The sequence below is a fragment of the Holtiella tumoricola genome (assembly GCF_027857615.1).
In the GTDB taxonomy this organism is placed as follows: domain Bacteria; phylum Bacillota; class Clostridia; order Lachnospirales; family Cellulosilyticaceae; genus Holtiella; species Holtiella tumoricola.
Map to the genome: position 1 here is coordinate 1 of NZ_JAQIFT010000021.1, position 13,154 is coordinate 13,154.

The window sequence follows — 13,154 nt, forward strand, 5'->3', positions numbered from 1 at the left end:
ACTTCGATTTCTTTTACAAGCTGTCTTTCAGAACGAATACCGTATAGATAGCCAATAAAAATCATCTTAAAAAGAACAACAGGATCAATACCAGGTCGACCATTATTATGGCAGTACATATCTCTAGTAAGATCATAAATAAAGGAAAAATCAATGTATTGGTCAATCTTGCGTAACAGATGGTTTTGAGGTACCAGCTGATCTATATATACAAGTTCCATAGCCTGTTGAGTGTTATTGCGATAGTTAATCATAGGGGGGCTCCTTATCTCGTTAGATTTAGTCTCTCTTAGTATTTGCAGAAAAACAAAAATAAACCGCTGACAATAACTTTGTCAGCGGTCTGAAAAAGACGTAGCTATTCTACGTCTTTTATTTTAGAATTTTTATTATTATGATTTCTTCTTAAAATCTACTGTAGCTAATGTAACACCTACTACTGTTAAAAGAATACCAATACCATTTGTAAGTGTTGGATATGTACCATAAAGCACAACACCTAGTACTGCTGTAATAATTGGTCCTGCATTTAAGAATAAAGAACTTGTTGTTGCACCGATTCTTGGAAGTGCAAAGTTGTAAAGTACAAAGCATAATCCTGAACAAACAAGTGCGAGGTAAATTAAGTTAAACCATTGAACACCAGTCATCGCTGACCAGTTATTATTTTCTAAGAAAAATGATGGTGACATTACAAGTGTACCAATAGCAAATTGATATACATTCAGTGTAATAGGAGAGTATTTTTCATTCAGTGGCTGTTGTAACACTGTATATCCACACCACATACATGTGCTTATAAACATTAAGATATAACCTACAAAGCTACCGCCTTGGCCGTCTATTACACCTACTGTTAATAAAGCCCCTACAACACTAAGGATAACAGCTATTGCATTTTTCTTTGTAATCGCTACTTTAATAACAACTGCCTCTAATATAATAATAATAATAGGTTGAATTGCTGAAAGTACTGATCCTGCAGATGCTGGAATTAAGTTGATTGCATACATACTCAATGGATAGTAAATTGCAATTCCAATTAATGCATTAATAAAAACTTTTTTTCTATCTTCTTTTGCAATCTTTTTATCTTGTTTTGAAACAAAAAGAATAACTATAAAAGCTAATGTTGCAATCCCAAAACGAGCAGTTGCTAACGTAAAGGGACCAATTGTAGTTCCAATTTCTTGAATACTATAAAATGATAATCCCCAGAAAAGTGCAACTAATGCCATAGATATAATACCCAGTATTTTTTGATTTTTCATAGTGCCTCCTTAAAATTCATGTATCTACATTGTTATTTTTTTAACTTCATCATTATAACAATATACCTATTATCATTCAGTCATTTAGGATAAACACTTAAATATTAAATACTAAATCTAAAATTATTATACCTTTTATTATTTTAAATAATATGATCTCTTAACCTTATCCTGCACAAAAAGCTGATTCATACTAAATAAAAAGGATTTACTTGAATACCTTCATAGTAGGTAAAATAAGTAAACCCTTTTTTCTTATACTTTTCTTTTTATAACATTACATCTGCATCCCTACACTCCAAAAGCATATCGCTGCAACTAAAGATAATGGCGTCATTACATAGCGTTCCTTTTTGCTTTTTGAAGATAAATTCATAAGCGTATTCAAAGATAAATAGACTGCATAAAAAATACAAATCAACTGGGTTACTTTAGCTGATAACCATAAGTCCATATAACCACCTGCTTGTAACACAATGATAATGGCAAAAACTTGAATCACTAAAGAAACGACCGCCATTATTCTTAAAGCCTTTGGCAAAACTTTATATTGTCCTCCCATAGTAAACTCACCTAATGGTGCACCACATGCTACCAATACTGTCATGATCATAATTACTCCAAATAAAATAGCGCCTGTTATTGCCAACATCCATTCCCCTCCTTAGTTTTCTTTTTCTTTCTGAAGAATTCTTTCATAAAACACAATATCCTGTTCAAGACGTGCCAGCCCATATTCTAAACTATACATCTGATAATCATAAATATTTTGTACTGCCTGATGAAGGGAATCTTGCTTAGAAGTCATTAACAAATGATGTGTTAACTGCTCATCTTCTTTTATACGCTCTACGTTGACTTCAATCCCATGCGCTTTGTTCTCTTCTACATATGCTTGTATGGTACAAAGCTTCTCTTTTTCTTTTACCAAACTTTGAATATATCCCTCTAGAGATTGTATACGTACTTCTTTAGGTACCATCCCTAAGAAAAAAAATTTACCTTCCTCCATATTTTTAACTTTCTCAAGGTTCATAGGCACTTCTATCCATTCTCTAAACTGTTGTGTCCCCTTATCCGTTATAGAATACTCCTTTTTCAGTAAGTTATTTTCAATATACTCTCTAACCTCTACACACTCTTTACTTAATAGCTTCTTAATCGCAGTCTGTATACTTCCTAAACTATCACTACATACTGTGGTCAAATTTTGCCCAATAAACATTTTGATTTCATATACAGTCATACTTTTTATTAAGAGTAAACTCAAAATAATGTTCTCCATAAGTTTTCCTCACTTTCACAGTATATTTATACACCTAATAGTAATATTACTATTAGGTATATCTTTTGTCAATTTTACTACTAGTTACTTTTAGATGCTTGTTGGATAATAACCCATTAGAGCGAGTTTTCAATTCCTACTAGCAATAATAGGTCTGGTAAACTCTATTAAGGAGACGCACAGATAAAAATAGCCCCTTAATTAAAGGGGCTATTTCCAGTAATAGGATTATATTCTACTTATAACGTGAAGTCACTTACCTATTTTGTTCACATACTTTTTCAAATCTAAAGAAATAATCCCCTTCATCAGCCGGCATTCCTCCAACAGCTTCTGGTGAATTAGGATCTCTATGGAGTGGATTGTAGAATTCTACAATATGGAATTGACATTTATTAACGTAGAAATGAATATTCCTTTTTTCAAAATAAGGGGTACATGTTTCCCATATTTTTGTTTCAGGGTGCAGTTTTTCTATTGCATTCCAAATGGCTTGCCCAACACCTTTGCTTTGACATCCTATCTTAACAAAGAGGAGGTCTAAATGGTTATGGTATGTTGTGTTATCTATGACGATTACCGTACCGCCCACAACCTCACCGTTGACCAGTGCCTGATATGCCTCTGCTCCCTTTGCGTTAAGTGAACTGTCAATGTCTTTTTCCGGAAGAATTATTTCATCGCTTGCACCACATTCTATCTCATATCCATATTGAAATGCCTCTTGAATATCTGTTTTAAATGCTTTTATGTTTTCATTGGTAAGAGGAACTAAGCTTAGAATCATCATTATTACCTCACTATAAAATTTTAGTTTGTATATCCTTATAGGCTCTATAAATAATCTCAATCTAATAAATAACTACATCTAAGTTTATATTAAAATCAAAAATATTACAATGACGATTCACCAAGCTAAATATAGCCCCCTTTTTTGATTAGTTAATTTGAATAGTTGTACATCCTTTTGCTTGACAATAAGCAAGCCACTTTTGTTTTTCCACTTCAGTTGGCTCTCTAAAAGTTTCTTGGTTCATCCCTACTTGTAGCGCCTTAGATACCCCTAATTTATGATAAGGTAGAAGCTCTATATGCTCAATATTAGGATAGTGCTGTGCTATGTATAGAATCCCATCAAGGTGTTCTTCTGTATCGTTAATCTCTGGAATGATGGGGCATCTTAGGATCACCTTTTTACCTTTTTTCCTAAGGAAGTTCATATTTTCATGAATCAGTTTCGGTGAGACACCTGTGTAAGCTAAATGGGATGCTTCACCTGTTATTTTGTAGTCTAATAAGAACAGGTCTACTTGATCTACAATACGTGCAAGATTTTCCCTTTTTCCAAATCCACTTGTTTCTACACATCTATGGATCCCTGCTTGGCCACAAGCTTCTAGTATTTCAAGGACAAAATCTGGATGGGACAGGGGTTCTCCACCTGAAAGGGTCATACCGCCTTTAGATTTTTTGTAAAAAGGTAAGTCCTCCTTAACAATCTTCATGACTTCTTCTACAGTCATGACTTTTCCAACCTGCTCTAACGCTCCAGTCGGACAAGCCTTGATGCATGCACCACACTGGATACACTGCCCATGTTCCACTTTATGTTGAAGCTTTCCATCTTGGCTTATAAACTGATGAACCCCTTGTGTACAGACAAGAGCACACTGTCTACAGTCTATACATTTTGCCTCCATATAACGGAGCTCAGGTAAGAAGCTTTGAGATTCTGGATTATGACACCACTTACACTTTAAGGGGCATCCTTTCAAAAAGATGCTTGTTCTAAGACCTGGTCCATCATAAATGCTACAACGATTGATGTCGAGTATATAACTTGTCATAGTCCCTCCTAGTAAGCTGTTCGTGCTAAGATTTCTTGTTGTGTCTCTGGATCTAAGGTAATAAATCTCGCTGAGAATCCACCTACACGTACCATAAGATTTTGATACTTTTCTGGTTCTATAAGTGCCTGTTGCAAGTCTTGTTGGTTTACTACAGAAATATTACCTTGTTGCCCGCCCAGTTCAAGGTAGGTTTCTAATAGGCATTTAAACTTTTCCCTTTCACCGTTAAACAATGCATTAGAGAATTTAAGATTGGTATTGGCACCTGCATGAATAGAAGTATCTAGTTTTACTAAGGATTGCATTAACGCTGTAATCCCTTCTTTATCCATACCTGAGTACGCTGCATTTCCATTGGAAAGATAAACACCACGCTTACGCCCATCTGGTGTAGCACCCACCCGTTTACCCAGTAAGACATTCATATTATTATTAATCATGACCACAAGTAAAGAGTCTAGATTGGTCTTAAAGCGTTGATTGCGAATACTATGACAGACATGCTCATGGACTTCAACAGCTATCTCATCAGCTAAATCACTATTATTACCATACTTAGGTGCCGCTACAAGAAGCTGTCTTTCCTTTTCATATCCTTCAAAGTTTACTTGTATCATTTTTACAAGGTCTTTCATACTAAAGGCTTGATCTTCGTAGACCACCTTTTTGATTGCGGTTAAGGAGTCTGAAACCGTAATATTGCCATAAGTCTCTACAGTCCCTCCTAAGTGGTATAATCCTCCATTGAAAAGTCCTTTCCCACGTTTGATACAGTCATCATGTAAAATACTTAGGAGTAAGAAGTTACTTTGTTCACCACATTTGTTATAAACAAGCTCTTGGACCTTCCCACAGTAGTCTGTAAAGAAATCTATCTGTGCTTTATAGCGGTCCATAATTTCTTCAAAAGTAGTCGTCTCAGTAATCGGTGGCATCTTTAGCCCTATTTGCTTACCACTTACTGGGTCCACACCCTCATTCAATACAAGTTCAAGTGCTTTTGGCATATTTAAACAGGTATTCGGTGTACCAATACTCTTATTGGCAAGCATATATTCACCACATCCAAAGAAAGCATATTGCTCAGCTACTTTTCTTGGAACATCCATAGCACGCATCGTACTTGCAATATTCAAATCATCATTGTACAGAATAGGGAATGTATTGCCTTTACCCAGTACATCTAAAGCTTTATTATAGACCGCTTCATTCATCCCTTTATAATATCTTAAGCTCACTTGAGGATATAAAATTTGTCTACCATCAATAGCCTCTAAAATAGCCAGTGCTAGTTGGTCAGCTGCCTCTTCATCTTCTCTGCCATAGCCTCCAATAATACAACGGGTATCACGTTGGAAGCTTTCTTCATAAATTGCAAAATAGTTGATGATATAGGCTTTTGCTTCTTCTTTCGTTAAGATACCTTTTTTTAAATCGTTTACATAGAATGTCCCTAAATAGTCATCCATACGTGCAATTTCTGTTGTACCTGCACAAATACCATAAAGCAAACAAAGTTGCATGGCTTGATGGAAGGAATGAGGTTGTTTTTCACTAATATGTTCTAAGGAGTGAATAATCAGTGTTAAACGTTCTTTTTCTGTCTCATCACTTTGTAGAAGTTCTTGTTTGAGTAAATGAGCACGGGATTTAGCTAGTTGTTGCATGGCTTTTAAAACCTTTATCATACCTTCATATAACGCTAATGCCTCTTCATCTTTGGTACTCACTTTTGCCTTTTCAACTTCATCAATAAGTCCTTGCAAACCAAGTTGAGTAAGCTTTTTAAAATCTAAGTGTGCCCCTGCTATACGATACAGTGGATAAACAGCGCCAATTGCGGTCATATAAGTATCTTCTGTTAAATGTTGGTGCCAGTCCTTAGGAAAAGCTTCTTTAATATGATGATAGGTTTCTTCTTGCTCCCAAAAGCGAATGGCATCTAATGCTTCTTGTATCTCTATTTCACTATATTCATTGGACGCTTTCATTTGTTCAACAATGGCATAAGAACCTTTAACATCACAACAATAGCATAATTTATCAAAGCCATCTGCAACACCTTGCCCAATGACAAGGGGATAAAAGCCTATGCGATTCCCTTTAAATCTTCCTCCAAAATAGTCCCCTTCTTTACGTGCCCCTAAAGTATAAGGCATTTGTACTTCCATACAAGCAGCCTCTCTTAATGCTTTAGGTGCTGCCTGATACTTTTGATACGCTTTTGTAAAAGCTAATTCAGCTTCAAATAGTCTTTCTTTTTGCATAGCTCTACTCCTTTTATTATGTAATCACCTCTGAATGACTGTCTTTATTATAGCTATAAAAAAAAGACATATCTCCCTCTTGGTTGATATGCCTTATACTATATTGATATTTCTTTAATAAAATGTTTTTCTATAACGTTCCCTGTATTGGGTAGGGGTAGAACCATATTTTTCTTTAAATCGCTTATTAAAATAGGCCACACTATTAAAACCACATTGATAAGCAATCTGGACAATAGATTCCTTAGTGGTCGTCAAAAGTGTACAACTGTATTTAAGCCTATGGGCGTTGATCAGCTCTGTAGGCGTCATCTGGTAATACTGTTTAACCACACGGGTTACATGCTCTTGAGTTTTCCCACAACTTGTAAGAAAAGCTTGAAGGCCTTCTTCCATAAGCTGTCCTTCTTCTAACTTCTTACAGGCTGCTTGTAGCCAACTTGGACCTTTTCTCTCTTCATCGCCCTCATAAAGTTTTTCAAGTAAAAGGTCCATCAGTAGACTCTCAACAACATAAGTGGCAAACTCCGCTTCATAATGTTGAATCAACTTTTGGCTTTTATTTTCAAATTGTTCAAAAGCTCCTGTACCTAACTCATCTATCTCCCACATTTTCGTACCTATGAGTTTGGCAACAGGCTGAATAAGAGACTCAAAGTACTGCTTTTCTATAGCTATATTACGTAACCTATTGGGGGCCGTCTCAAGAGCATAAACACGGTGAAAACATTGTGGCTTTAATACTTGATACATTCCCTTACTCATTTGCTGCCTTTGCCCATCCCATTCATGGACAAATACACCTTCAAGAATGACAAAAAACTCATAAAAATCATGGTGATGTCCTAAAGTATAATCATGTGCTTCTAACACCAAATCGGCAATATGAATCTTACTACAATCTAGGCAAAAATCCTTGAAATATAATTGCATATTTACGTTCCTCAGTTTAAGATATTGTTTCATTTTTATATGAATACTTATTTATACACTTTAGCATGTTAAGTACTGGTTCATCAATAATAAACTCCAACTAAAAAAGATCTACTTAAATACCTACCAAACTAGGCAATATGAGTAGATCCCTTATAAATTATTGAAGCCTTATGCGTTAATGGGCTCAGCCTCCAATTAAGAAGTCTAAGATATTCCATCCATCGCTAGACTCGGCTTTGTAAAGCTCGGTATACCCACATCTGCTACAACTGATTGTGATGAATTTCTTATTTTGTACATCAAAAATCTTTGCAAAGTTACCACCTGTTGCTTGAAACTGATCAGATTCATAATGTTCATTCCCACACTTTGGACATATGTATTGCTTATTTTCCATATGTTTCCCTCCTTTCTTAATAGATACAGTACATCACATGAAATACTTACATCTTTTAATAGCACCATATTCTATTTTATTTAATCTTATTATACTCTATTTACACAATTTATTAAGTCCTTAATTTTTGCTTGATCACATACATCATAGGATTTTTCCATGGCTTCTAAGGCTTTTTGATCTGCTTCGGACTTATTCTTTTGCTTCTTAAGTATGGTCACAAAACATTTCATCATAAGCTTATCTTTAAAGCCCATTTTTTCATAGTTCAATCCACTTCTAAAATAGAAGAAAGGTATGTCTTGGTTTTGTGATAAGTTACTTGACTTTACACGTTCCACTTCTTCAGTCCGTTCTGGTCCTGCACCTGTTGCAAAAACAATGAACTTTTTATTAGACCATTTGGCAAGGTACTTTTGCATCTTCTTTAGTCCATTGATCCTCCCCGCATAAATCCCACCACCAAATACAATCACCTCTGCTTGATCTATAGCTGCTTGATCTACCTTATCTAGTGATATAGCCTGGCACTTTAGTCCCTTTGCAATCCACTCAGCATATTTTTTAGTAAAACCTGTTTTTGATGCATATAAAACAACTGTCCCCATTAGAATCATCTCCTTCTTGAGTAGTATATGCCCTATAATACCCTCTTTACCATTAAAATCTAGTTCTATAACTTATACTTCTTTTACTCTTCCTACAATGCCGCTCTCTAGCATTACCTTGATACCATGATGGTGTTCAGGAGAATTTGTAAGAATTCTCTTCACTATACCTTCTGTCAGTTTCCCTGTACGTTGATCTTGCTTTTGAACAACTTGAACTGTTGCACCTATTTTAATATGACTTCTTTTTGTACCATCCATGTTATTGACCTCTCTTCTTTTACTTCAATATATTATTAAGTTGTAGTTTACTCCTACTCACTATACAATACATCTAATACATGTAAAATAACAATCCCCATTACAATCCTTTCGTTTAGTAATTTGTATTCACCCTATATATAAATTACAGTTATAGCTTTCGTATAAGCCTACTAAAAAAGACCTACTTAGATGTCTATTACTTAACAAATAAGTTGGTCCTCATTAGCTATAAGTATTTACGAAGATCTTTGCCTAACTTTTCTTCTATAGAAGCTAGTTGTATGCAAATATCCTGAGCTTTCTGATCAGCTGCTTTATACTGATTGAGATATTTATATAAGGATTTCACCCCCATATTGCATCCATCTGTAATAAGGTCTGCAACAGTAGCATCACTATTATCCATACTCATTTTCATGTTAGTTTTAATCCATGACATTCCCTTTGCAATACTATTAGGCTCTTTTTCTTGTCCTTTCTGTTTTGCCAATAATAGATGAATTTCATAATCTATCTTTTCATGATGGGCTTTACTTTCACTTAATAAGTGTTTCATCTGAGTATCTGTAACTTTCTCTAATATCTCATCAATTGAAGCAACTGCCATTTTAGTACCTGCATCACATTCTTGAAGTAGTTTTATTGTATCTAAATTTTCCATAGTCATTCTCCTTAATATTTTATTTCCACTTATAGGCTCTATTCTACTCGAACTAAAACATACCCCTACCATCAAACCTATCTATTCTGAATAAGTCTAAGTCATCATCCTTTTCACCTTTATAGAGCTTAGAGAGCATGAGCCCACCTAATATAGCAAATAAGATACCATTTGCTCCATATCCTAAGCAGTACCAAAGATGCTGATGTTTTGTATCTGGACCTATAAAACCTAAGTTGTCTTGAGTAGATGCAAATGCACCACAATAGGTATACTCTTTTTCAATATCCGGTATATTAGGGAACATCTCCTTTATCTTCTGTTCTAATCGATCATAACGTTCATCTGCTGCTTGTTCATCAAATATACCAGGATTAAAAGGTATATCCTCACCACCTGCTAAGATTCTATGATCTTGTGTGGTGCGATAATAGTGATAAGGATCATTATTATCTCGAATGAGTACCTTATTCATCCATCCCTCTAAGGTACTTACTGGTTTTGTTGCTATATTGTACGTTACTGTCTTCGTACCAAAATTTCTATTACTAAACCTACCTGTATCATATCCTGTGGCTAAGATAACCTTCTTAGCTTTAACCTTGTGTCCATAAACTGTTTCTAGTTCCACCCCTTCTGCTAAATAGCTGATTTTAATAACCTCTGTGTTTTCATAAACCTTTAATCCTTTTTGAGTACTTACTTCTAGTAGTTGATGTGTATATTGATAGGGATCTAGCTGAGCCCCTCCTTCATGTGAATAAACACCTCCCTTTAATTCAAAACTAAAAGGATTATTTTCACTACCTATAAAATCTACTGGTAATCCAGCCTCCTTTCTCACCTTATACTCTTCTTCCATTTGTGCACTTTCTGCTTGTTTGTTGGTGTAAAGAAGTGTATCTCTTTTTGCATACTCACACTGATTCCCATAAACCTGAATAAAGTTATCAATCTCTTTTAGTGCTTTTAAGCCTAACTTATAAGAACGAACAACATTTTGTAGAGATGTATATTGTTCTAGCTCTCTTGCATTACTATCTAACTCGTATTGCAACAAAGAAGTTGTAATACTGGTGCTTCCATGAGCAATACGTGATTTTTCTAACAACGTACATCTAATACCTGCTTCACTCATATAGTAGCTTACAATCGCACCTGTTACCCCGCCACCTATAACTACAACTTCTGTTTCTATATCTTCTGTTAGATAAGGATATTGCCGAGGTACTTGATTTACTTTTGTAAAAATAGCCTCTCCTTGTGCATAATGTAAGTCCATTATTATACGCCCTCTCTTTATATGATTGGTTTTATTTCTAAATCTATTATTTGTAAATGTTATATCTGTATGCTGTATAATAAAGGTAAAACTTTATAGTTTTTAAATAAAAACACCTCCAAGTTATCCATATACTTGGAGGTATTTCTATTATTATTTGTTAGGTAAAATAACTGCATCAATGACATGAATAATACCATTACTTGCCATAATATCTGTTGTAATAATTTGCGCATTGTCTATAAAAACTTTGCCATCTTTCACTTGTATCTTGGCTGGCTTTCCATTTACCATTTTAATTTCTTGGCCATTGAGTTTAGCTACTTGTTTGCTATCTATCTTGCCTGGTGTTACATGATAAGTTAAGATATCTACTAACATTTGTTTATTTTCAGGTTTTAACAAGGTATCTAATGTCCCTGCTGGTAACTTACTAAAAGCGTCATTAGTTGGTGCAAATACTGTAAATGGTCCAGCCCCTTGAAGTGTATCTACTAATCCAGCTGCCTGCAATGCTGTGACTAATGTACTAAATTGTTTGTCTGAAGATGCTATTTGTACAATATTGCTCTGTGGCTTTGCCCATGTAGCCCCTTGAATGGTTGCAAATAACATAACGATAGTAAACAAAATACTTATTTTTCTTCTCATGTATATACTCCTTTTGAAAGATTTATTTAGTATAAGTATTTGTAACTATCGCATTATTATACATCTATTTGTAGTTGCCAATAGCTCCAAAATCGTAGGTTTTATCATACATTGGGTCATTAGAAATAAAATGAATCAATACCGGAGTACTATCAAGATTGGGGTCTATCTCAAATAAAAAGCGATCTGCCCGCCATAGAGCCTGTAATGCTGTGGGCATTTCATTATAGAAGATTTTATTTCTAATGGCAGCATTTCCTTTTACACCATCACCAGATACTAATACAGATCCTATTAAAGTAAATCCCTCCCTATTCTTATTCCAAGCAATTCTTACCTCGTCACGCATGGAGGTGATTTGATCTTCTGCATAGTTTTCAGCTACAAAGACAAAAAGTTCGGCGGTAGTATCTGAGTGGGTAATCGTATACTTTCTATTTATAATAGGTTCATAGGGGCGTATAGTATCTCTATATTGTACAAATACCTTCTGAGGATTCAGTTTATCCACTTTTCATCACTCCTCTAAAATAATTACTTCTATTCTATTCGAGGAACGAAAAGGGTTATGCTACTATATAATATATTTAATTTGACCCTCTTTAAAAATATGCCCAATCTCCTCATTGAAAAATTCCTGGATCATCTTCATTTCATCTTTAGGATAAATCCATTTTCCATATCCAAATTGCCCATATTTAAATTTTCTTTCTTCATCATTCATAGGAAGAGTCGTTTCAGGGAATATCTCCAAAATGCGATTTTTAGCTGTTGTTGTATAACGATGAGAAATAATTTCAAAGGTAATGGGATAGTCTAATGTATTAGGCAATTTTTCTTTTAAAGTGTGTAAGACTTCTCTATACTCTTCTTGCCAGTTAGGATAAATAAAAACAGGGGCTATTAAAAAACCTACAGGATACCCTGATGCCATCATTTTGATACTTGCCTCTATGCGCTTATCCCATGAGGCAGTAAAATGTTCATATCCCTTAATAATGGTATCCGTATTAATACTAAACCTTACTTCTGTATGTCCATGATGCTCTAAATTGCAAAGGCTATCTACATCTGTATACTTGGTTACAAATCGAAATCTGTTATGCTCTTGCTCACCAAAATACTTTATGCACTCTGCTAAGGCGCCTGTATAGGGTTCCACAGGAATAGGATCTGAGGTGGCGGACCCTTCAAAAATAGTTATCTCGGGTAAACGCTCTACCGTATACTTCTTAGCTTGCTCCAAAATTTCTTCTATATTGACATGAACTTTTATAAAGGGTTTATCTCCTAATTGTGTATTCAAATAACAATATTCACACTGCCCCATACATCCTGATACCAAGGGTAATTGATAGTGGGCAGAAGGTTTACAAGTTTGAAATTTAAGACTCTTCTTTACACCTACTACCAAAGTCTTTTTACCACTTCGATATTGTTCATGTAGCGTATCTCCAGGAATATAAGATTTAATTTTGTTATTGCTCATTTCTACAATCTCTATTTTAGGACTACTTTGAAAATAATCTTTAATCTTGTTCGCTCTTTCATACTCTAAAACACCTTTTTCAAAAATAATGCGTTCTGGCTTAAACATAATTTATAGAACTCCTCTAATCATACAGTTATTCGTGTTATAAATAGCTTTAGCCCAACATCTCTTTACTATTCTAAAAAACACA

General features: G+C 34.7%; 16 protein-coding genes. All 16 read right to left on the reverse strand.

The window, feature by feature from the left end:
* A partial coding sequence (locus tag PBV87_RS05615; RefSeq protein WP_271011448.1) for a transposase occupies positions 1 to 254 on the reverse strand: 254 nt, incomplete at its 3' end.
* 138 nt (positions 255 to 392) lie between these two features.
* The gene (locus PBV87_RS05620) at positions 393 to 1,271 is read right to left on the reverse strand and encodes a DMT family transporter (RefSeq protein ID WP_271011449.1); all 879 of its coding nucleotides are present in this window, start codon (positions 1,269 to 1,271) and stop codon (positions 393 to 395) included.
* 277 nt (positions 1,272 to 1,548) lie between these two features.
* A complete protein-coding gene (locus tag PBV87_RS05625; RefSeq protein WP_271011450.1) occupies positions 1,549 to 1,923 on the reverse strand; it encodes a hypothetical protein in 375 nt (124 codons plus the stop codon).
* Positions 1,924 to 1,935: 12 nt separating this feature from the next.
* The gene (locus tag PBV87_RS05630; RefSeq protein WP_271011451.1) at positions 1,936 to 2,556 is read right to left on the reverse strand and encodes a PadR family transcriptional regulator; all 621 of its coding nucleotides are present in this window, start codon (positions 2,554 to 2,556) and stop codon (positions 1,936 to 1,938) included.
* A 256-nt stretch (positions 2,557 to 2,812) separates the two neighbouring features.
* Entirely contained in the window at positions 2,813 to 3,343 is a 531-nt protein-coding gene (locus PBV87_RS05635) for a GNAT family N-acetyltransferase (protein WP_271011452.1), read from the reverse strand.
* A 151-nt stretch (positions 3,344 to 3,494) separates the two neighbouring features.
* On the reverse strand, positions 3,495 to 4,403 hold the full coding sequence (locus PBV87_RS05640; RefSeq protein ID WP_271011453.1) for a glycyl-radical enzyme activating protein: 909 nt from the start codon (positions 4,401 to 4,403) through the stop codon (positions 3,495 to 3,497).
* 8 nt (positions 4,404 to 4,411) lie between these two features.
* Positions 4,412 to 6,673, reverse strand: coding sequence for a pyruvate formate lyase family protein (locus PBV87_RS05645; RefSeq protein ID WP_271011454.1), 2,262 nt, complete (start codon positions 6,671 to 6,673; stop codon positions 4,412 to 4,414).
* Positions 6,674 to 6,787: 114 nt separating this feature from the next.
* On the reverse strand, positions 6,788 to 7,606 hold the full coding sequence (locus tag PBV87_RS05650; protein WP_271011455.1) for a helix-turn-helix domain-containing protein: 819 nt from the start codon (positions 7,604 to 7,606) through the stop codon (positions 6,788 to 6,790).
* A 187-nt stretch (positions 7,607 to 7,793) separates the two neighbouring features.
* Complete coding sequence (locus PBV87_RS05655; RefSeq protein WP_053983650.1) at positions 7,794 to 8,006, reverse strand: zinc ribbon domain-containing protein; 213 nt, start codon at positions 8,004 to 8,006, stop codon at positions 7,794 to 7,796.
* A gap of 89 nt (positions 8,007 to 8,095) precedes the next feature.
* Positions 8,096 to 8,614, reverse strand: coding sequence for a flavodoxin domain-containing protein (locus PBV87_RS05660; RefSeq protein WP_271011456.1), 519 nt, complete (start codon positions 8,612 to 8,614; stop codon positions 8,096 to 8,098).
* A 72-nt stretch (positions 8,615 to 8,686) separates the two neighbouring features.
* A complete protein-coding gene (locus tag PBV87_RS05665; protein ID WP_053983652.1) occupies positions 8,687 to 8,875 on the reverse strand; it encodes a YwbE family protein in 189 nt (62 codons plus the stop codon).
* Positions 8,876 to 9,104: 229 nt separating this feature from the next.
* Entirely contained in the window at positions 9,105 to 9,539 is a 435-nt protein-coding gene (locus PBV87_RS05670; RefSeq protein WP_271011457.1) for a hypothetical protein, read from the reverse strand.
* Between the two features lie 52 nt (positions 9,540 to 9,591).
* Complete coding sequence (locus tag PBV87_RS05675; protein ID WP_271011458.1) at positions 9,592 to 10,821, reverse strand: NAD(P)/FAD-dependent oxidoreductase; 1,230 nt, start codon at positions 10,819 to 10,821, stop codon at positions 9,592 to 9,594.
* 153 nt (positions 10,822 to 10,974) lie between these two features.
* Entirely contained in the window at positions 10,975 to 11,472 is a 498-nt protein-coding gene (locus PBV87_RS05680) for a fasciclin domain-containing protein (protein ID WP_271011459.1), read from the reverse strand.
* Between the two features lie 64 nt (positions 11,473 to 11,536).
* A complete protein-coding gene (locus PBV87_RS05685; RefSeq protein WP_271011460.1) occupies positions 11,537 to 11,983 on the reverse strand; it encodes a staygreen family protein in 447 nt (148 codons plus the stop codon).
* A 63-nt stretch (positions 11,984 to 12,046) separates the two neighbouring features.
* A complete protein-coding gene (splB, locus tag PBV87_RS05690) occupies positions 12,047 to 13,069 on the reverse strand; it encodes a spore photoproduct lyase (RefSeq protein WP_271011461.1) in 1,023 nt (340 codons plus the stop codon).
* Between the last annotated feature and the right edge of the window lie 85 nt (positions 13,070 to 13,154).

What these genes read in the sequence shown, in the direction of transcription:
- PBV87_RS05635 (WP_271011452.1), bottom strand. Translation starts at nt 3,343, where the DNA reads ATGATTCTAAGCTTAGTTCCTCTTACCAATGAAAACATAAAAGCATTT.
- PBV87_RS05665 (WP_053983652.1), bottom strand. Translation starts at nt 8,875, where the DNA reads ATGGATGGTACAAAAAGAAGTCATATTAAAATAGGTGCAACAGTTCAA.
- PBV87_RS05655 (WP_053983650.1), bottom strand. Translation starts at nt 8,006, where the DNA reads ATGGAAAATAAGCAATACATATGTCCAAAGTGTGGGAATGAACATTAT.
- PBV87_RS05680 (WP_271011459.1), bottom strand. Translation starts at nt 11,472, where the DNA reads ATGAGAAGAAAAATAAGTATTTTGTTTACTATCGTTATGTTATTTGCA.
- PBV87_RS05660 (WP_271011456.1), bottom strand. Translation starts at nt 8,614, where the DNA reads ATGGGGACAGTTGTTTTATATGCATCAAAAACAGGTTTTACTAAAAAA.
- PBV87_RS05645 (WP_271011454.1), bottom strand. Translation starts at nt 6,673, where the DNA reads ATGCAAAAAGAAAGACTATTTGAAGCTGAATTAGCTTTTACAAAAGCG.
- splB (WP_271011461.1), bottom strand. Translation starts at nt 13,069, where the DNA reads ATGTTTAAGCCAGAACGCATTATTTTTGAAAAAGGTGTTTTAGAGTAT.
- PBV87_RS05640 (WP_271011453.1), bottom strand. Translation starts at nt 4,403, where the DNA reads ATGACAAGTTATATACTCGACATCAATCGTTGTAGCATTTATGATGGA.
- PBV87_RS05620 (WP_271011449.1), bottom strand. Translation starts at nt 1,271, where the DNA reads ATGAAAAATCAAAAAATACTGGGTATTATATCTATGGCATTAGTTGCA.
- PBV87_RS05625 (WP_271011450.1), bottom strand. Translation starts at nt 1,923, where the DNA reads ATGTTGGCAATAACAGGCGCTATTTTATTTGGAGTAATTATGATCATG.
- PBV87_RS05630 (WP_271011451.1), bottom strand. Translation starts at nt 2,556, where the DNA reads ATGGAGAACATTATTTTGAGTTTACTCTTAATAAAAAGTATGACTGTA.
- PBV87_RS05675 (WP_271011458.1), bottom strand. Translation starts at nt 10,821, where the DNA reads ATGGACTTACATTATGCACAAGGAGAGGCTATTTTTACAAAAGTAAAT.
- PBV87_RS05670 (WP_271011457.1), bottom strand. Translation starts at nt 9,539, where the DNA reads ATGGAAAATTTAGATACAATAAAACTACTTCAAGAATGTGATGCAGGT.
- PBV87_RS05650 (WP_271011455.1), bottom strand. Translation starts at nt 7,606, where the DNA reads ATGCAATTATATTTCAAGGATTTTTGCCTAGATTGTAGTAAGATTCAT.